The sequence below is a fragment of the Paenibacillus agaridevorans genome (assembly GCF_018604145.1).
Taxonomy (GTDB): Bacteria; Bacillota; Bacilli; order Paenibacillales; family Paenibacillaceae; genus Pristimantibacillus; species Pristimantibacillus agaridevorans.
Map to the genome: position 1 here is coordinate 6162617 of NZ_CP075889.1, position 19209 is coordinate 6181825.

Below are 19209 nucleotides of genomic sequence, written 5' to 3' on the forward strand. Positions count from 1 at the left end.
AACTCGCAGCGCCCCCGACCGGTTTCGATCGTTCGGGTTGGATCCGATTCGATTCGGATTGATTCGATTTGATTCGATTTGATTCGATTCGATTTGATTTGTGATTTGATTTGATATGGCTCGTTTTGCTTCGTTTAGATTGATTCGATTCGATTCGGATTGATTCGATTTGCACCGATTATATCAATAATAATTCTCATTATCAATTAAATTGGTCTATCATAACACCAACACCAAGGGTAGCTGAATAAAACAAACGTGTCCAGTCACTTCCCGCCTAACGGGCATAGAGAGGCTGTCGATTCATCGTGGACGGCAGCGCAGATAAGTAAGGGCTGATCGGACACCACAGTCCCTATTTCGCAAAAATGAAGCTTGTTCAAATGGTAACGGACACAGACGTCCTTACTTCCGTCAAAACCGCATAGAATGGGCGGAAATACACCAAATAGCGCCATCTGTGTCCGCTAGATTTTCAATATCGCGAAAAGGCTGCACATAGAGGCTCTGAGGTCCTTTAGCGAAAGCAGAACGTTTCAGCTCCGTTACTCACAATGAATCGACAGCCTATTCCCGTCTGTTAGACCTAGCAACCGCTCAAAAGCAATAAAGCTCGCCGCAACGTCGGCGAGCTCGATATTATGCGCATGCTGTAAGCCGCCAAGAAGAACTGATCCTCGGCTTGCAACTGCTCCCTTCATTGTCGCGAACCGCCGCCGTCGCCATACTCGACAAGCGCCCGCTCGTCCCTCTACCAATCGTTGACGATGATCCCTTCATTGATCATTGTAAAGTAGAAGGTATCCATCACATCCGCGAGCTGCGGCTCGCGCATGAGAATAAACGATTTTAGCTCTCGCCATTGCGGCAAAAGTTGTTCCTTCGGCGTCCCCGCCGCTTTGCGGCTTAACAGCTCGGCCAAGCCTTTGTTGATCGTGGCGGAATCGGCAAGGATGTGCAGCATCTCCGCACGGTTCGGGCAGACAGCGGCCGCAGCCTCCGCAGCCTCCGCGGCCTCCCGAAGCCGGGGCAAATACGCCTCGCACCATGCCGCCGCCTGCACGAAACCGTCATGCGCCCCCTTGTCCAGCATCGGCAGCTCATTGCGCGTGTACTCATGGGACATCAGCCTGCTGATCCCCTCGAGGTATTCCCAAGCCAGCGCCGCGTGTTCGCCGTATGCCGCTGCAAAATATTCCTCCGCCAGCCGTTCGAAGGCCAAATCGCGATTGAACAGGGTATGCCCCATCGTGTACATGGCAAGACCGTTCGGAAAAAAAGCCCGCTGTACCTGGCAGCTGACCAAGCCGCCAAGCCCGAGTTGCCGCAGCCCCTTTATATCCTCGCTAATGACCCGCGCCAACCGAATGCCGGAATATTCCCGGTGCACATCCCACATCAAGTGGTAGTCAAAATCAAAGCTGTCGCCGGCGAACACCTTCTGCCACTCATACAGAAAGGCCAGGTTGCGCTCGATGTCGCGCGGATAGTCCACCTTGTTCAGCTCGAACGGTATACGCGGCGTCTTGCCCCGCTCAGGCGCCTTGCCTTCTTTTAGAAAGGTGCTGGTATACGTGCGGTGAATCGGCGCATACATCATAATGAACCGGTCCGGATTGTTCATCCGGACCTGCTCAGGCGTCCACAACAGCTCGAGATAGATGAGGAAGGCAATTCGGTTCTCCAATCCGAGCGCGTTCAGTTGCCTATCCACCTCGTTGATCATAACCATATAGTGATCCGGCGGCGAGAGCCGGCGGCATTCTTCGCATTCGCAGAAATTGTTGAAGTTGTCCCCCAGCCATACATGCAGCACATCCACCTCGCGATGGGCTTGCACATAACGGACGATTTCGTCAATCATGGCTTGGCTGGCCAGCGGATTGGAATAGCAGAGCTGCGTATTAAGCGGAATCCCTTCAAAAAAGGTTCGTTTGCCGCCCACCTCTGCAAGCAGAATGCGCTTGTCCTCCGGAATTTCGCTATCCTGCACCTTATGCCAGCCGATGGACGGAAACCCTATGCTTTCGCATGTCCAGCCATGCCCGACCGCATGGTAGATCATCCCGCGCAGCTTGATGGCCGCAATGATTCGGGCGACGAATTCGAGAGAATGCTCGCGCGTAAACGGTTCTGCCGGCATGGTTTCGTTGCCCTCATGCTTATACCAGCGCTCGAAGAAGGTGAAGGAATCCCGGAATTGCAGGAAATACGCATTAAAGCCTGCTTTGGGCGCCCATTCGACGATCGACAGGACATGCTCCAGACTGGCCGCCCCTTCGATGCATATGCCGCGATGACGATGATCGGGCCTGGCCAGCAGCCTGACGCTGCATGCCGCCTTTTCCCGCTCCGGGATATATTCCCCAGCGGGGGTCGGTCGATAGAAGCGGCAACCAAGCTCATGAAGCAGCCGATATACGCCCTGCAGGACGCTTCGGCTGTTCGTTCCGATAATAACTCCGCTACCGCCCTGAACATCAATAAGAAACGCATCATCCCAATATGCATTCAGGGGGGCGCTGTGCCATTGAATCTGAAAATCCGCCGGATCGAGGTCCGGAATCGTCGGCGCCTCATCGCCCGCACCCAAGCCAGTACCAAAAGCTGTCGGGTTGACGGCCAGCTTAATATTCAGTCCCTCGCCTTCGCCGGTCAACCGCCGACCGTAACGTTGCAATTCCGCATAGGCATAATCCAGCTCTGCCGTTGCCGGCTTCTGTTTGACATCCATTAATAATTTATTCATCTAATCCCTCTCTCGCCTTACATGATGCAAGAAACGACTGCGCCTCCGCACGCGGCCGGGCAATCGTTTCCGAATGGAATCCATCCATCGTTTATTTTCGCTTCAGCTTCACGTAAGCCAATACGCCGACTGCCGCAACCGCCGCTGCTAGGATAACGCCCAGCCAGACGGGAAAAGAGGATGAGTTCGCTTTCTCTGCCGAATCGTCTCCCGAAGCTTCTGCCGCCCCAGACGTCTCGCTCCCTGAAGTCTCCGCTGCTTCAGCCGTTGCTTCGGGCGCTTCCGTCGCCGACGCCTCCGGCTTCTCGCCCGCTCCCTCCGCCTCGCCGGGCGCATCAACCGAGGCTTCGCCTGCTCCTTCCGCCGCTTCCTGGCCGCTGCCGGCGTTGGCGCCGTCAGGGTCGGCAGGGTCGGCAGGCTGCTCGGATAGCGGCTCGCCGCCAGCAGCCGCTTCGTCATCCTGCACTTCCACGCTCACATCGTCAATCATGACATCGCCAACGCAGACATTGATGCTGATGTAGCCCGCGAAATCGATTTTCTTATTGCTGTAATCCACCACGCCGACGACCTGATCGTCCACATAAGCCGTGAAGATGTTGTCTTCGGCAACGAGCTTATACGTATGCCAATCGTCCACCTTGTCGGCGAATGTGGCGGATTGCGTCGTGTTTTTGGTCAGGGCCACGACGCCCGCGCCGCCCGGATAACCGCGATAAGCCTGGAACGAAATGGCGGATTCCTCGAATTTGAACGCATGCAGCACATTGTTGCTGCCGTTATAGCGGTCATTCGTATCCTTGCGGACCGAAAAGCCGATCCACGAGCCGGTAAAATCCAACGATTTGGCCCTCATGGAAATCGTGAAATTTTTGGCCGTGATATCCTTGGGCGCAATATAGAAGAAGCTTCCGCCCGTCGCTTTGTTATTGACATGCATCATCTCGTCTTTGATCTCGGCGACGCCGATGACTTCATCGTCGTCCACGGTCTCCGGATCGTCGTCCAGATGCCCGTTCGTCCATTGGGAGAAATCGCCCGACGCGAAATCCTCCGTAAACGTTTGATTCGCCGCATTGGCCGGGCTGACCATCCCCAGCGTTGACGCCAGCAGCAAACCTGCCAGCATGCACATCCATTTGCGCATTGTGGGACACCACCTTCATCTGTATTCGGCTTGCCTGATGACGACCAGCGCGCCTTCGCCAGCGGCAAGCGCAAGCTCCAGGACGCTGCCGGAATGCCGGGACGACTCCGCTCCCTGAACGACTTGTATCGTATGCTCGCCCGTCCATTGCAGCGTCGCCTTTCCGTCGCGATCGATCGTATTGTTCACGACATAATAGGCTTGCGTGCCGTCGTAATCGAAGGCGCCCGCAATCATCGGAATATCTCCCGACAACGCGGCCAGCGCGCCATAGCTCTGCAATTGATCAGCCTCAGGCACCGGGACCGGACTTTCGCCGTGGACGATGACCCCTTTGAACCGAGCCCCCATCAGCACATGGTCGATCGCGGCGATTTGCCGGTTCATCTCCTGCACGTCGTCGTATATCGGCGTTTTCTCGCCGTTCCGCGCTACCATGCCGCCCGTAAACCCGTCTTCGAATGGACACCAGAACGTGAAATATTGAATGCCTTGCGCCCCGTACGCCAGAGCCGTATTGACCTGCCAGAACGTCTCCGATCGGATCGGCAGCCTTGCGTTGGCGTTCCAGCTTGCGGACTGGATGAACACCCAGAACGGAACGCCGTGTTCGCTCGCGGTTGTCCGGACAACCGATAAATTGTCGTAATACCCTTGCGTCAGGGCAGGGAAGGTTCCGTGCAGCGGGTAATAATCGTAAGAAATAAAAGTAGGCTTGACCTTATCCATATAAGCGTCCAAATATTGCCGGTATTGCGTCGCCGTCGGCAATCCGCCCGTTTCATCCGTCTTGTCGACGAACAATTGGTTCACCGAGGCGTAATTGGGCAGCAAATTAATATAGAAATATTTATCGGGATCAAGCTCCGCAAACGCGTCATGGCTGGCTCCGAGCGAATCGAAGTACGCGGAAGCAGGTTCGTCCACGGCCAGATTGCCCAGATAGGCCGGATGCTCGCTATACGTATCCAGCGAAAAGCGCATCAGCTCGGGGTCTTCCGCTCCCGCTTGAATTGCCGAATCGGACACCAAATATTTCAACCCGTGCTCATGCGCGTAATCGAGCGCGCGCAGCACCGGCGCCGGATCGATTTCGACCCGTTCATACAAGCCGTAAACGATATTCAACCCCGCCTCCTTCGCAAGCCTGTAGCTGTCGCTTGTAATATAGTCGGGATTGTCATGCCCGAACATCCCCGAAGGCGGCGGCGCCACCCACGCTCCTATCGGCATCACATCCGCTCCTAGCGGATGAATCGGCTTGCGGCTCTCCAATGCTATTCCTCCTGTTGCAGGGGCTTCTTGCTCCACCTGTCCCTGATTATTGCCCGAATCGCCGGCCGCTTCCTGCCCGCCCGGCGATTCGGTACGGTTGCTTTGCTCTGGCGATGCCGCGCCTTCCGACGGCACGGCGTCGCCAGGCGTTTGCCGGTCGCTATTGCTGCAGCCGGCGAGCAGTACCAGCAGCAGCGCGGCCATGATCAGCCCGCCTAACGGTCGAACCATGTTGCAACTCCCCCTTTCGGGCATGGTTGATATGCGCACGCAATGTCTCGTTCGCATGTGCAAGACGACATGCCCTATCGCCGCCGTTCACCCTTTCAGTCCGCCTGCGACCGTGTTTTCGATCAAGGTTTTCTGGAACAGGCTGTATACGATCAGGATGGGCACGGTCGCCACGATCATCGCCGCGAACATTTTGGGCCAATCCGCCGCATACGCCTGTTCCAATACGATTTGGCGCAGTCCTAACGCCAGCGTGAACTTATCCTTATCCGCCAGGAACATCCACGGCGTGAAATAATCATTCCACAAGCCGATGCCCGTAATAATCGAGACGGCGCCAAGGGCCGGCATCGCTTGCGGAATCATGACCTTCGCGAACACCTGCCAATCGCTTGCCCCATCGACGAACGCCGCCTCCGCATAACTCCAGGATACGCCGAGGAAAAAGCCGTACAATACGATAAAATTAAGGCCAAGCCCGCTGGAATAAAGCAGAATAATGCCAAAATGGGTATTGTACAGACCCGTTTCGTTCATGAACTTGTACAAAGCCGAGATGGAACCGATCGCCGGAATCAGCATGACGGAAATCGCCGTTATATAGATCACGCGTTTGAGCTTGAAATCGTATTTGGCGACGATGTAGGAAGCCATGGCGGCGGAGAGGACCGAGATGGCCGTGCCGATGGCGGTCAGTTTGATGCTGTTCCAGAAATAGGTGACCATATTGTATTCATTCCATACCTTCGCATAGTTGCTGACCATCCATTGCTGGGGCAGCGACCATACGCCGCCTTCGGCAAAAAACTCCCGATTCGTCTTGAACGAATTGTATAGCGTCCATAGAAACGGAAAGATCAGACTGAGAGCGTACAATACGAACAATACGAAAAACAAGCCGATGACTGCCTTCTGCAACTTCGTGCGCTTCATCACGTATCACACCTTGCTTCATTATTGCGGCTGCCGCTTGCGCGCAAACATCGTGTCGCCAGCGGCAACCGTCGGCGTACGGGCCGTTTATTTCTTCGCCGAATTGCGACGCACGGCGATGACCGCGATGACTACGACCGCCAGACCGGCAACGGCAAGAATGATGTACAATAGCGACCGATCGTTGTCCGAATCTTCCGCCTCCGTCGGCTCGTCGGTTACCGCAGGCGTCTCTTCCGCAGGCGAGGCCTCGGACGGGGTCGGCTCCGGCGTTGCGGTCGCTGCGGATTCGGTCGGCTCCGGCGTTGCGGCCGTTGCGCCGATTGCGGACAGATCCGCTTGCGGGTTGCCGGACACCGCAATGTTGTCCAGGCTGAACCAGCCTTGAATATCCGCGTTGCCGGAGGTCGTGAAGTTTACGTAACCGCTGACCTCGGGCAAATTGGGAAATACGGCGCGCGGCGCCGCCATCAAGTCGGCCGCTTCCGACGCCAGCTTGTAGTACACTTCCACTTTGGAGCCATCGTAAACGACTTTGACGTTCAGCGGCTCCTCTTTGACTGCCAACGCGTAGTCGCCGGGCAGCCAGCGCTGCTCCGGATTTTCCCATTCGACGGTTTCGGTCGTGCCCTTGCCCAGCATCATGATGCTGTCATTGTTGATCAACAGCAAGTATGGCTCCGGCTCGCCGAAGAACGTATCCGGCTGCGGATTGCCGAAGGTCAAGCCGATCCAGCTGGAGTTGCCTTCGAACGTATGAATGTCGAATGAAGCCGCGAATGTCGAATAAGTGCCTTGGGGTCCAAAATAGGAATTGTCTTGCGCGCCGGCGAATACAAGCTCCCCATCCGCGACGGACAGGGCGTTGTCGTCCGGCGCGGCGGCCATCTGCCAGTCCGCCGCGTTGTACCCGCTGCCGAAGTCGGTTGCCGCGTCTTTGCCCGTCCCCTCCGCAGAGACGCTTCCCATCATCCCGAATAACGCCATTGCCATTGCCAAGCTCGCCAGCCTTAACCTTTTGCTCATGAGTCCTCTTCTCCTTTGGTCATGAAAATCATGAATGAATTCGGGAAATCTCTAATATTCCACATTGGACCCGATACGTTCCAGCACCAGCTTGAAGCCCATAACGACGGCGATGCCAATGACGGAGAAGAACACGCCTACCGCCGCCGCGTATTCAAGCTGCCCTGCCTTGACCTGCTCCAGGACATATAACGCGATGGTGTAGGAGCTCCCGTTCGGGCCGCCCCCGGTCAACAGCTGAGGTTGCAGGAAGATCGTAAAGGCCGAAGTCGCCCCCAGCACGAACACCGTCGTTACGGTCGGCCAGATCATCGGCACGACGACCTGGCTCAGCTCCCGCCACATGGGGACGCCTTCCAGCTGCCCGTATTCGATCACTTCCTGCGGAATGCGCGTAATGGCGCTGTTGAGCAGAATGACGTTAAAGCCGATCCCTGCCCAGATGCAATAAACGAATACCATCGGCATGGCCGTATGCTTGTCGCCAAACCAGGTGCGCTGCCAGCCTTCCAGCCCCAGTACCTGCAAGATGTCATTAAACACCCCGAACGTGCTATCGAACATGAAGGAGAACACCATGGTCAAGATGACGATGGACAGAATGGAAGGGAAAAAAAAGATCGCCCGGAACCATTGATGCAGGTACACCTTTTTGAACAATATATAGGAAGAAATAATCGAGAGCGGCAGCAGAATGCCGTTCGTCACCGGTATAAACAGCAAGGAATTGACGATAGCCTTGCCCAGCAGCGGGCTGCGCTTCATATCGGTAAAAATTTGCTCGAAGTTGCGCAGTCCCGCAAATTCCACGGTGTTCTGGAAGTAGTTCAGCTTCTGGAACGCCATGACGATCGTGTTGATATTGATGTAGACAAAAAACACAAGGAAATGCGCGAGCGGAAAAGCTAGCATCAGGAAAATGAACCAACCCCGCTTAGTCGTGCTACTCATGGCCCTCTCCCCTTACGTGGCGGCTACTCAATGCCCAGATCAGCCTTTGTTTTCTCCCAGTTTTCCTTGGCGAATTGCAAGTTCCCCTGGAAAGCGGATTCCGGCGTTTCGTCTTCCATATAAATCATCATGTAAGGCGCTCCCGCCAGCGGCCAATCATAGTACTTGCTGTAATAAATCGGGTTTTGCGAGAAGAGATAGACGTTCCGGCTGTTCTGCCAAATATCGATGACGCTTTGCGAAAACTCGCTTAAGCCCGAGACGGATGCCGCATCGTAAACGAATGGACGGACGGAGCCGGTTTTTTCGGTAAAGAGCTTCAGCATATCGTCGCTGGCCGTAAACTTCAGGAATTCCTTCGCCAGCTCGACATTTTTGGCTTTGGCAGGAATAATGGCGAAATCCCCGCCCTGCGTATTGTTGACTTTGGCATCCTTGGCGCCGTCAATCGCCGGCAGCTGCATCATCTTCATGCGGAAGCCTTCGGGCAGCGAGGTACGCATTTCGTTCTCCAGCCAAGCCCCGTTCGGAATAATCGCCGCCTTGCCCTGTACGAATGCCATCTGCGATTGAATATGGTCCATGCCTTCCGCGCCGCTGATGCTGTTCGACGGGTCGGCCAGCAGCTCGTAGAATTGCTCAAGCGCCTTGAGCCGACCCTCCTGTCCGTACACGTCCGGGCTTGCCATCTCCTTGTAGGCTTCGACTCCCTCGGCGCCTTCGTATTGCGCCCACCAGCCCACCGTAGGGAAATCCCAGTAGGCCATCACCTTGCCGCCCCAGGCGAACGGCGCGATGCCCTTCTCCTTGATCGACGGCAGCAATTGCTCCAGCTCCGCCATCGTCTCCGGCACTTTCCAGCCGTGCTCCTCGAACATGCCGGCGTTGTAGACGAAGCCGGTTGCGCCGTCCGTCCAAGGCGCCACCCAATATTTGTCCCGGATCAGACCGTAGTCCGCCGCTCCGGGCTGCAGCTTTTCCTTGAACGTTTTGCCGTTGTCGATCGTCGATTCGTACACGTCCGTCAAGTCCGCGAGATAGCCCATGATGCCCCAACGCTGCCAGTTCGTCCGCAGGACGAATGCCAGATCGGGGAGATTCGCGCCGGATTCCAGCCGCGGCCCCATTTTTTCGGTAATGCCGGGGTCGCCTTCGATTTCCACTTTCACGCCGGGATGCGCGGCCTCGAATGCCGCCACCCAGCCTTTCAGCCATTCATCGCCATACCCGCCGTTGAAATACGCGATTTTCAATACTTGCTCCGTCCCCGAATTGCCGTCGCCTTCCTCGTTGTTGCCGGAACAGGCTGCCATCGTGAACGCCATGACGGCCGCGACCAGCAGGATTGCCCATTTTTTCATGCTGTGACCCTCCCTGTTTTTATTTTAGAAGCAGTATAAATTTGCCTTCGCCCGGCTCCAGGGTGACGTTGTAGCTGCCGCCCTTCACCTTGACGCGGTTGTTGCCGCCCATGCCGTATTCGCTGACTTCCTTGACCTTGTTGAATTTGATGGTCACTTCGTTGCTCAGCTCATGCGCCGGGTCCGTGAAGTTGACCAGCATAATCGCCTGGTTGCCATCCTTGTCTTCGAACGCGCCGACGACGACCGGATGCTCGCTCTCCACGTTTCGGATCGGTTCGAAGGACGGGAGCCGGTTCTCCATATACAGCTCCGGCGGCGCATCCTCGACAGGGAACGTCATGACGCCGACATTGTCATAGTTGAGATAAATATGATCGAAGTCGAGTATTTCATGGTTCACGTTTTTTACTGCGTCGTAAATCGGCGTTTTATTGCCTTCCTTGTCAACCATCGCCTCCGAGAAAACGGTTACATCATCCTTCAGAGGCGTCCAATAAGTAAAGTGCTGCAGTCCCCGTGCGCCGAAAGCGAGCGAGTTGTAGACTTGCCAGCGGATATCCGCTTCATTCGGGGGACGGTTCTCGGATCCGGCAACCCAATAGCCCATCGCCTGGATGAACAACCAGAACGGAATGCCCGCCTTCTTCGTGGCGGTGGACACAATGTCTAGGTTCAGCAAGTAGTTTTCCGTCAGGAACGTGCCGCTGGTCGGGCTGTTCTTCAGCGGGTAATGATCGTAGGACAAGTAGTCGGTCCCGACGACCGAGATGTATTCGTCGATGTATTCCTGATACGTTCGCCCATCCCGCTGATCCGGGCTGGAATAAATGGGATTCAAATTGACGTAGAACATGAGATCCGGATACAGCTCTTTAAACTTCTTGTTCAACACGCCCAGATGCTCATACTTGGCAGCCCCCGGTTCATCGACAACCATGATGCCGCGCAATGCAGGGCTTTTCGCCACCTCGTCGAACATCCCCTCCATCAGATCGAGCTCATCCTCCGGAACGGAGAACAGCGATCTGCTGCGGGCCATATACTGGATGCCGTTCTGCTCCGCGTACTTCAGCGCGTCGAGCGCATGCTGGTCGATGTCCTCGTACAGGCCATAGATGATGTTGATGCCCGACTCCGCCACCTGCTTATACGACTCGTCGTTAATGTACCCCGGCGGCGGCGCTACCCAGGCGCCGATGGCAATCTGCTGATTGTCCTCGTAATAAGGCTCCTTCACTTCCCCTGAACATGCGGTCAGCTGGACCGTCATCCCCCCGGCCAATAGCGCTGCCACGACCCTTACCGCTCTCTTTGTCATTACCCCACCTCCACGTCTTGCTGTTGCATAACCCTATTTAACTACATCTTTTTTTAGATTGCAACATTTTTTAGTAAAGTTAAATAACTAATTTTTTACGCCAACTGGCAGGACTGTCTCCGTACTGATGTTTGAAGCGCCTTGTAAAATAATGAATGCTGTTGAAGCCGATTTTCTCCGCAATCGCTTTGATGGGAAGGTCGCTTTCCTGCAAATAGCGGGCCGCCGCCTTCAAGCGAATGCGGAGCAAATATTGACCGGGCGTGTACCCGGTATGCTCCTTGAACAGCCTGATCAAGTAGGATGGCGTAAGATGGACGTGGGCGGCCAGGCTGCGAACCGTAATGGATTCGCTGTACCGCCATTCCATATAGCGTTGCAGTTCGAGAACCACTTCCTCCGCGACATGCCGGCCGCCCGATCGGATGGCGGCAGGGCGGCAGCTGACCGGCGCGCCGGCTTGACGGGGAAGCAGCAACGCGACCATCGTTCGTACGCCAAGCCGGGCCAGCTGCTCCAGCTCCCGGCCGCTTGCGGAGGCGCCCGAGAGCGCAAGCCCGATCAGAAACCCGACCATCTGGTACAGATGCTCGAACAGTTGAACGGCCTCTGCGGCCGGAAGCAGCAGCTCCTGCCCGGCAAGCCTTGCCGCATGCAGCACGACCGGCTCCGCGCCGTCGCCCCCGGCAAGCCGCCCCCCTGCCACTACCGCATAACGATAAGATGCCGGCTCCGTCCCGCCACCGGACAGCGCATGGCGCATCGGGGCCGGCACGATCAGAATCGCCGGCTCCTGGATGTAGCGTTGGCAGGAAGCCGTCTTGAACCACAGCTTGCCCGCCGTAATATAAATAACCTCCTTGTCTTCCGCCTCCTTTGTTCCAAGCCGTACCGCCGATTGTCCCCGCACTTCCCCCTGGCCGAAAGAATGGATACGCATTGCATCGCCTCCCATAAAGCGAATTATGTGCAACTGTGTTTATTGAAAATTGCGATTCCGCTTCGATTCGCGGCCGGTAAAACTGTATGATTCCATGCAAATACGAACGGGCATCCCATGCTGTACACTAAATCACGAAAGACCATCCAAGTTACGGACAGGAGGAATTGTAGTGAAGCAAAAGCTCGCAAAACTGACAGCCTGCTTAATGATGATGACTTTGCTGGCCGGCACGTTATGGGGCAGCGCTCCCCCGCAAGCCGCGGCATCGGGAACGGAGTTTCCGATCGGCATCTTCTACCCGCCTTCCCCGGCGGAGACGACGCTTGCCAAGTATCAGCAGATCAAAGACATGAACGCCAATCTGATCGTCGGCGCCGCCGTCATCAACACGCCGGAGGCCAACGATACCGCGTTGGCGCTTGCGGACAGCCTGGGGCTCAAGATGCTCGTCGACGATTACCGCTTCCACTGGCGGACGGAGATGGTTGAGCAGCCGGCCTATGACACCGGGTACTACGTCAGCAATACGAACCGCCTCGGCCAAACCTTCCGGACGCCCGCGGGATCGGGCTGGTACCTGTCTTATGCCCAATTGAAGATCGACCCGGTCTTCTGGGGATCCGGGACGACGCTGACGATGCGCATCTACGATTCTCCGGCCCGTGCGACCTTGCTCGGCTCCGCTTCCGTCGGCGGCCCGCAGACGGTCTACGACCATGGCTTCGGGTTCGGCATCCCGATCGCGGCCAATACGACGTATTACATGGAGCTGACCAGCAACAGCGCCAGTCCCGTCGGCTGGGTGACCGCCAATTCCGGCAATCCGTACGGAAACGGCATGTTTTACGACAACGGGACTGCGGTATCCGGCACCGATCTCTTGTTCTACATCTCCTTCTCGCAGCAGGCCTACAACGACCGGAACAGCCCGAATAACGCCGACGTCGACCTTGTAGCCAATTATTACAAAACCAAATCCGGCCTCCTCGGCTACCATCTCTACGATGAGCCGGGCGCGACTCTATTCAATCGCGTTGCCGCCGTCCGCGAGCGCATTCGCGCCATCGACCCGGGACGGATGGCTTTCGTCAACCTGTTCCCGAACCAGGCGACGGACGCGTTGCTCAAAGTCAATGCCATCTCCGGAGAGTTCTCGCGCCCGACAAGCGTGCTGGGACAATCCTTTACGACCTCCGCCGGCCAAACCGCCATCGACACGATACAGCTTTGGGTGGATCGCCTGCAATGGGGAAGCGGTGAAGCGCTTACACTTCGGATTTGGAATTCGCCGTCCAAAACCTCCCTCGTCGCCCAGTCGACATTGACCGGAGCGACCAACAACTGGCCGGTCTTTACGCTGAACGCAACGGTAAGCCCGAACGCCTCCTACTACTGGGAGTTGACCCATAACGGCGGGGGCGACGGATCCATCGGCTGGGTCATCCGTACCGAGGACGGGCTCAAGCTGGTCAAGGACGGCACCGGGACCGGTTATGTCAACGGGACGCCGATCGGTTCCGACTTCTGGTTTGTCGTCAATCAGAACATTCAGGGCGGCACCTACGAGGATTACGTTTATCGCTGGACGCTTCAGCAGCCCGACGTCATGGCCTTCGACCATTATCCGTTCAAAGCGGACGGAACGCTGACCGCGAACTATTACGACAATCTGGAAACGATTCGCCGGCAATCGCTGCTGGCCAACATCGATTTCTGGAGCTATATCCAGTCGGTCGGCATTACAGGACATCTGCGCAAGCCGTCGCAGAACGACATGCGTTATCAAATCTATACGAACCTTGCCTATGGAGCCAAAGGATACATTTATTTCACGTACCGGACGCCGGGCATCGAATCCAGCGGAGAACCGTTCCATAACGGGCTGATTCTGCCCGACGGCACAACGAATGACACGTATGGCTACGCGACGACGCTGAATGCGGAAGTGCTGAAGCTAGGTCCTACCTTGTTAGGTCTGCAATCGCAAGCTGTCTATCATTCGGGAGCCTTGCCCGCGACGACCAGCGCCGTGCCATCCGGCTTCTTCTGGCAGCCGTCCACCGCGCTGCCGTCGGTCATCGGCTCCTTCACGAACGGCTCAGGCCGCAAATATGTCATGGTCGTCAACCGCGACGAAGCGAACAGCCGCACGCTTTCCTTTACCTTGCCAGGAAAGCCGGCCTCCGTAACCGAGGTATCCAAGTCGACCGGTCTGGAGATAGGCACCTCTTACAATGCCGCGACAGGCGTTATATCCGCTTCTTTCGCGCCCGGAGAAGGCAAGTTGTACGCGCTGCCGGCAGGCTTCTAGACGGGTTGGCAAAAGCAGAGGGCGCATCATGCGTGCCTCTGCTTTGCTTTGCATCAATCTCCGTTATTGACGATATTGTCCAATATCTTGTTGATGGCTTCGCCGATCGCCCCGAACAATACCGTCTTGTCGCCTAGCGTCGAAGGGACGATGCGTACCTGGGTCGAGATATGCGCGGACATGATTTCCTCAAGCGGCTCCAGATACAGCTTGTCCAGCTCCAGCATCAGGCCGCCGATGATGACGGCTTCCAGATCGAGCAGCAGGCAGATATTGCGGAGTACGCAGCCCAGCTTGGCAACGCCCTCGCGAATAATGGCAAGGACGCGTTCGTCGCCCGCCCGCGCCGCGGCAAACATCAGCTTCGCGTAATCCGCGATCCGATGCAAATCGATGTCTCCTTCTCCCATCGAAGCGAGCACATCGGGATACCGCTCCTTGACCTTGCAGAGCAAGCCGAATACGGAGATATGATAGTCCGCGACATTGACGAGGGAAACCCCTTGCCCCTCCACTACAGGTTTGTTGTCCATGATCCACAAGCCGATTTCTCCCGCGGACCCGCGACTGCCCTCATATAATTGATTATTGAGAATAAGCCCGGCCCCTGAACCGAGATCCAGCTGAATATTGATAAAATTGCTGTAATCGACGCCTGCGCCAAACAACTGCTCGCCAACGGCCGAGCAGTTCAAATCGTTCTTGACGATGACGTCGGAGCGGAAGCGGCCGGCGAACCGATCCCGCAGCGCCGTGCCCGGCAGGTCGATGATCCGCGGGGCAAAAACGATGGCGCCCGTATCCGGGTCGATGATGCCCGGCGAGCCGAGGCAGATGCAATGCAGCTTCTCCTCGGGGATATCATGCTTGCTCAGCAATTCGCCGATCGCATCCATAATGCGGTCGGCCGCTTCCGGCGTGATTTGCCACGTATCCTCGACGTGCGCATAGTCAAGAACGTTCGTCCCGCTCAGATCGGATAAAGCAATGCGCGAGCTGCTGCTAACCATATCCACCGCAACGACGTAGCTGTAATTATAATTAAAGACCAGGTTAATCGGCTTCCGTCCCCGCGCCGACGTGCCCGCTCCTTTCTCCAAAATGACGTTGCGCGAAATCAGATCGTCGATGTTGGCGGATATGCTCGGCGCGCTCAGCATCAGCTTCTTCGCCAGGTCCGATCTGGACAAGCTGCCCGCGGCCCGGATTTCGTTAATGATCAAGCTTTGGTTGGTCGTCTTGATCTGCTTCTGGTTTACTCCTTTGGCTCTCATATTGGCGTTCCCACTTTCAAGTTATGAAATTGGTCAAAATATATCATAAAATAAAGTTACTGTCCATGATTTATTAATTAAGCTAATTAATAAAAAAGGGGGGTGTCCAATAAGTCCTCAAAATAAAAAGTTGAGCGGAAAATGTCTTCCGGCCAACTTTTTTTGCGAACCTGCTTTTTCGGGAAAGCGGCGAGGTGGATGCCTGCCACTTAACATTTAACCAAAACGGGGCATCCAGCATTCCGCTTTCGCTGATTTATAATCGAGCCATAAAGACAACGGGGGCTCCCTTAAAAGTTCACTTCTCGGACAGCCCCTTTTGGATTCAAAACGGCAGTTGCCAGGCCTACATCCGCTCAGGCGCCGATACGCCGACCAGGCGAAGCACATTGGCGATCGCGAGGCGGACAGCGCCTAACAAGGCCAGACGCGCCTGCGTTTGCTCCGCGTCGTCCGTAATGACGCGTTCCGCGCGATAGTAGCTATGGAATTCGGCTGCCAGTTCGTACACATAGCGGATCAAGCGATGCGGCGCGTAACCTGCGGCCGCTTCCGCAATCTCTTGCGGCAGCTCGCCGATCTTGCGGATCAAATCGAATTCCGCTTCGCTGTTCAGCTTATCCAGCGCGACGCTCGCGATACCCGCGATATCGATGCCCTGCTCCTCGGCTTGGCGGAAGATGCTGCAGATGCGCGCATGGGCATATTGCACATAAAATACCGGATTCTCGTTGGATGTCGAAATCGCCAGATCCATATCGAAGTCCAGATGGGAATCCATGCTTCTCATCGTAAAGAAGTAACGGATCGCGTCTACGCCTACTTCGTCCATCAGATCTTCCATGGTGACGGCTTTGCCGGTACGCTTGGACATCTTCATCTTCTCGCCGTTCTGGAACAGGCTGACCATCTGCGCGATCAGCACGGTCAGCTTCGCCGGATCGTTGCCCAACGCTTCCATCGCCGCCTTCACGCGAGGAATGTAGCCGTGATGGTCCGCGCCCCAAATATTGATCATGCGATCGAAGCCGCGGCCGTACTTGTCGCGGTGGTACGCGATGTCAGGCGTAAGGTAGGTGTAAGAGCCGTCGTTCTTCACGAGCACGCGGTTCTTGTCGTCGCCGAACGGCACCGTGTTTAGCCAGGTTGCTCCTTCTTCCTCGTAAACGTGTCCGGATGCCTTTAGCGCCTCCAGCCCTTGTTCGACAAGCCCGTTCTCATACAGCGAGGTCTCGCTGTACCAGACGTCGAAGCCGACCCGGAACCGGCCGAGGTCGCGCTTGATCTTGTCGAGCTCCTTCTCAAGCCCGAAGTTGCGGAAGTACGAGAAACGCTCCTTGTCAGATAGTCCCAACAGACGGTCTCCCTCTTGCTCCGCAAGCCCCTTGGCGAAGCCGATAATGTCTTCGCCGTAATAGCCGTCTTCCGGCATCTCCGCTTCTTGTCCGAGCGCCTGACGGTATCTTGCCTCTAGCGATACGGCCAGGTTCTCGACTTGTTTGCCGGCATCGTTAATGTAATATTCGCGCGTGACGTCGTAGCCGGCGAAATCCAGCACGTTGCACAGCGCATCGCCGACGGCCGCTCCGCGGGCATGGCCCAGATGCAGGCTGCCTGTCGGGTTCGCGCTCACGAATTCGACTTGCACGCGCTGACCCGCGCCTTCGTTTACGCGGCCGTAACGCTCGCCCGCTTCCAGCGCGCTCCGAACAACGGGGTATAGATAACTTTTGTCCATACGGAAGTTAATGAAGCCCGGACCTGCAATCTCCGCCGACTGGATCGAAGCGCTTTTTGCATCCAAATGCTCGATAATCGCTTCCGCGATCTGACGCGGATTGCGCTTCGCGAGCTTCGTCAGCTGCATGGCCGCATTCGTCGCCAAATCCCCATGGGTCTTGTCCTTCGGTACCTCCAGCACGAAAGACGGCAATTGCTCCCGCTCCGCCAGTCCCGCCGCTACGGCCGCATCGGCGATCGCCGTTCTGACCTGCTCATACATAACTTCAAGTACATTGACACTGTTGCTCATTATTCATGCTCCTCCTGTATACAAAGACGGATATGGAACCGTCCCGATAATCGCTCTTCCACCAGCAAGCGGTACTTCCACTCCAGCGTGAACGGCAGCAAGGCAGGAAGTCCCTGCTCATCGTGCTCTGCACCGCCGCCTTGAATCGACAGCTTCGTCGTATCCGTCTCAAGCTCGAATGCCGTCATCGCGGACCGATAGCTCCCTCGTCGTCGCTGACCGTCCACGAAGGTCTGCTCCATCTTTACGGCCCCGCTGCGGGTCAGCGCGAGCTCCCCCCGCGAATAACGAATCAGCGTGCGGATTTCCCCGTCCGCTTCGGTATATCGAATATATAGCGATCTCGCCTTGCGGAACCACTCACCGTGGTAAATCTCCTGCACCCGCTCCCCATCCTGTACGCTCTCCAGCGTCAGCAAGGCCTTGCCGCTTGTTTCCATAGGTTCTCTAACTCCCGCGTTCATTGAAATGTCATGTTACTACTATATACAGGAAGTGCCGTAATTTCAACGTTCTCCTGCTGGGAGATGCCCTTGCGCATAGGGTAAAATCGTCTTCCATGCTTCGACCCGGTCATGGAGATTCCTCATATGCTTGGTCGGAATGGGACTTGTGGACGGCATCTTGAGGAGCGCCACCTTGCGCGGAAGAGCGCCGCCGTCCTTGCCGTAATATTTGCGGAACGTGTCGAAAGCCTTGCTTCCATTAAACGCGATGCAGACGATACCCGGATAATGCTCAAGCAAACCCGGGAAATCATTGGGCAGCTCGCCCTTAATGTTCACGTCCAGGCTCCCTTCCCGTTCGCAGGAATTAATTACGTCCCATAGGGCCAGCCTGTTCGCCTGCAGGAAATCCAATCGTTTGCCATAGTCGGCGTCAGGCGAAGGATAAAGAAGCTCAGAAGCCGGCGTTGCGGCAGACTGCTCTGTTTGCGGTTCGCCGAATAACGCGTACACGACGCGCCAGAAAAAATTTTGCGGATGTCCGTAAAATTGTCCGTGCTCCAACGACTTCACGCTTGGCGCCGTGCCGGATATCAATACCCGTGCCCGATCGTCGATCAGGGGCGGGAACGAATAGATGCGCTCGCTCATGCGACGTCCTCCTCCGAATGGCTTTTTCTATAAGTAGATATACAATACCGCTATTGGGGAATGAATCGCAAGCAGTTGAAAGCTGCTCAGACCGTTCGAAAAAACCAAGAAGCCAAGCGGCAAGCCGCCTGACTCCTTGGTTTTGCACTTTCTATCCAATCAATGACTCGCTCGGTTGCTGCGCCAAGCGATAAAACGCGCAAGCATGGCGGACACTTCAGCCCGGGAGGCAGCACCAACAGGCGCCAGAAGATTCCCCGGCTTGCCGTTAAGAATGCCCTACTCCACCGCCCAATCCACCGCTCCCCTTACCCAAACGGAAACTTCGCCGCTATCCGCAATCATAGATACGCCGGGGGCAAACATCCCTAACTCCGTTCCAAGAAACAGTTCGCGGCTGGCAGTAAACGCAATCGCCTCGGCTGCCCAATAGTTATCAGGCACATCCTGGAAGACGATCCCATTGTCGATCAGCTTCACCGTAAAGACTCCAACCCACAAAGTGTGGTGTTGAAGTCTTCTTCGCGTCTTGTTATTGCATACCCGCCGCTTCTGCGC

General features: G+C 56.1%; 15 protein-coding genes. 1 reads left to right on the forward strand and 14 read right to left on the reverse strand.

Going from position 1 to position 19209, the window contains the following annotated elements; genetic code table 11:
* Positions 1-751: 751 nt before the first annotated feature.
* The 9 genes from KJW29_RS24695 to KJW29_RS24735 all read right to left on the reverse strand — a co-directional run bounded on the left by KJW29_RS24695 (position 752) and on the right by KJW29_RS24735 (position 11934).
* Positions 752-2749 (reverse strand): DUF4838 domain-containing protein, encoded by a 1998-nt coding sequence (locus KJW29_RS24695; RefSeq protein WP_214626624.1) that lies wholly within the window; start codon positions 2747-2749, stop codon positions 752-754.
* A 91-nt stretch (positions 2750-2840) separates the two neighbouring features.
* On the reverse strand, positions 2841-3896 hold the full coding sequence (locus KJW29_RS24700) for a 3-keto-alpha-glucoside-1,2-lyase-like domain-containing protein (RefSeq protein ID WP_214626625.1): 1056 nt from the start codon (positions 3894-3896) through the stop codon (positions 2841-2843).
* Positions 3897-3911: 15 nt separating this feature from the next.
* The gene (locus KJW29_RS24705) at positions 3912-5402 is read right to left on the reverse strand and encodes a beta-galactosidase (RefSeq protein ID WP_214626626.1); all 1491 of its coding nucleotides are present in this window, start codon (positions 5400-5402) and stop codon (positions 3912-3914) included.
* A gap of 87 nt (positions 5403-5489) precedes the next feature.
* Positions 5490-6335 (reverse strand): carbohydrate ABC transporter permease, encoded by an 846-nt coding sequence (locus tag KJW29_RS24710; protein WP_214626627.1) that lies wholly within the window; start codon positions 6333-6335, stop codon positions 5490-5492.
* 87 nt (positions 6336-6422) lie between these two features.
* Positions 6423-7361, reverse strand: coding sequence for a hypothetical protein (locus tag KJW29_RS24715; RefSeq protein WP_214626628.1), 939 nt, complete (start codon positions 7359-7361; stop codon positions 6423-6425).
* 51 nt (positions 7362-7412) lie between these two features.
* Positions 7413-8312, reverse strand: a complete 900-nt coding sequence (locus KJW29_RS24720; protein ID WP_214626629.1) for a carbohydrate ABC transporter permease — start codon at positions 8310-8312, stop codon at positions 7413-7415.
* Between the two features lie 23 nt (positions 8313-8335).
* Positions 8336-9673, reverse strand: a complete 1338-nt coding sequence (locus KJW29_RS24725) for an extracellular solute-binding protein (RefSeq protein ID WP_214626630.1) — start codon at positions 9671-9673, stop codon at positions 8336-8338.
* Positions 9674-9692: 19 nt separating this feature from the next.
* Positions 9693-10994 (reverse strand): beta-galactosidase, encoded by a 1302-nt coding sequence (locus KJW29_RS24730; protein ID WP_214626631.1) that lies wholly within the window; start codon positions 10992-10994, stop codon positions 9693-9695.
* Between the two features lie 79 nt (positions 10995-11073).
* Entirely contained in the window at positions 11074-11934 is an 861-nt protein-coding gene (locus tag KJW29_RS24735) for a helix-turn-helix transcriptional regulator (RefSeq protein ID WP_214626632.1), read from the reverse strand.
* A 172-nt stretch (positions 11935-12106) separates the two neighbouring features.
* Here KJW29_RS24735 and KJW29_RS24740 point away from each other — a divergent pair, with 172 nt between their 5' ends.
* Positions 12107-14248 carry a hypothetical protein gene (locus KJW29_RS24740; RefSeq protein WP_214626633.1) on the forward strand — a complete coding sequence of 714 codons (2142 nt, stop codon included), beginning with the start codon at positions 12107-12109 and terminating at the stop codon, positions 14246-14248.
* A 53-nt stretch (positions 14249-14301) separates the two neighbouring features.
* On the opposite strand, the gene KJW29_RS24745 is transcribed toward KJW29_RS24740, so the two are convergent.
* The 5 genes from KJW29_RS24745 to KJW29_RS36260 all read right to left on the reverse strand — a co-directional run bounded on the left by KJW29_RS24745 (position 14302) and on the right by KJW29_RS36260 (position 19131).
* Positions 14302-15522 (reverse strand): ROK family transcriptional regulator, encoded by a 1221-nt coding sequence (locus KJW29_RS24745; protein ID WP_087571703.1) that lies wholly within the window; start codon positions 15520-15522, stop codon positions 14302-14304.
* Positions 15523-15868: 346 nt separating this feature from the next.
* Complete coding sequence (gene argS / locus KJW29_RS24750) at positions 15869-17554, reverse strand: arginine--tRNA ligase (protein ID WP_214626634.1); 1686 nt, start codon at positions 17552-17554, stop codon at positions 15869-15871.
* Complete coding sequence (locus tag KJW29_RS24755) at positions 17554-17994, reverse strand: YwiB family protein (RefSeq protein ID WP_214626635.1); 441 nt, start codon at positions 17992-17994, stop codon at positions 17554-17556. Before KJW29_RS24755 ends, argS begins: the two co-directional genes overlap by 1 nt.
* 66 nt (positions 17995-18060) lie before the next feature.
* Positions 18061-18651 carry a DNA-deoxyinosine glycosylase gene (locus tag KJW29_RS24760; protein ID WP_087571700.1) on the reverse strand — a complete coding sequence of 197 codons (591 nt, stop codon included), beginning with the start codon at positions 18649-18651 and terminating at the stop codon, positions 18061-18063.
* 279 nt (positions 18652-18930) lie between these two features.
* Entirely contained in the window at positions 18931-19131 is a 201-nt protein-coding gene (locus tag KJW29_RS36260; protein WP_246608363.1) for an S-layer homology domain-containing protein, read from the reverse strand.
* Positions 19132-19209: the final 78 nt, after the last annotated feature.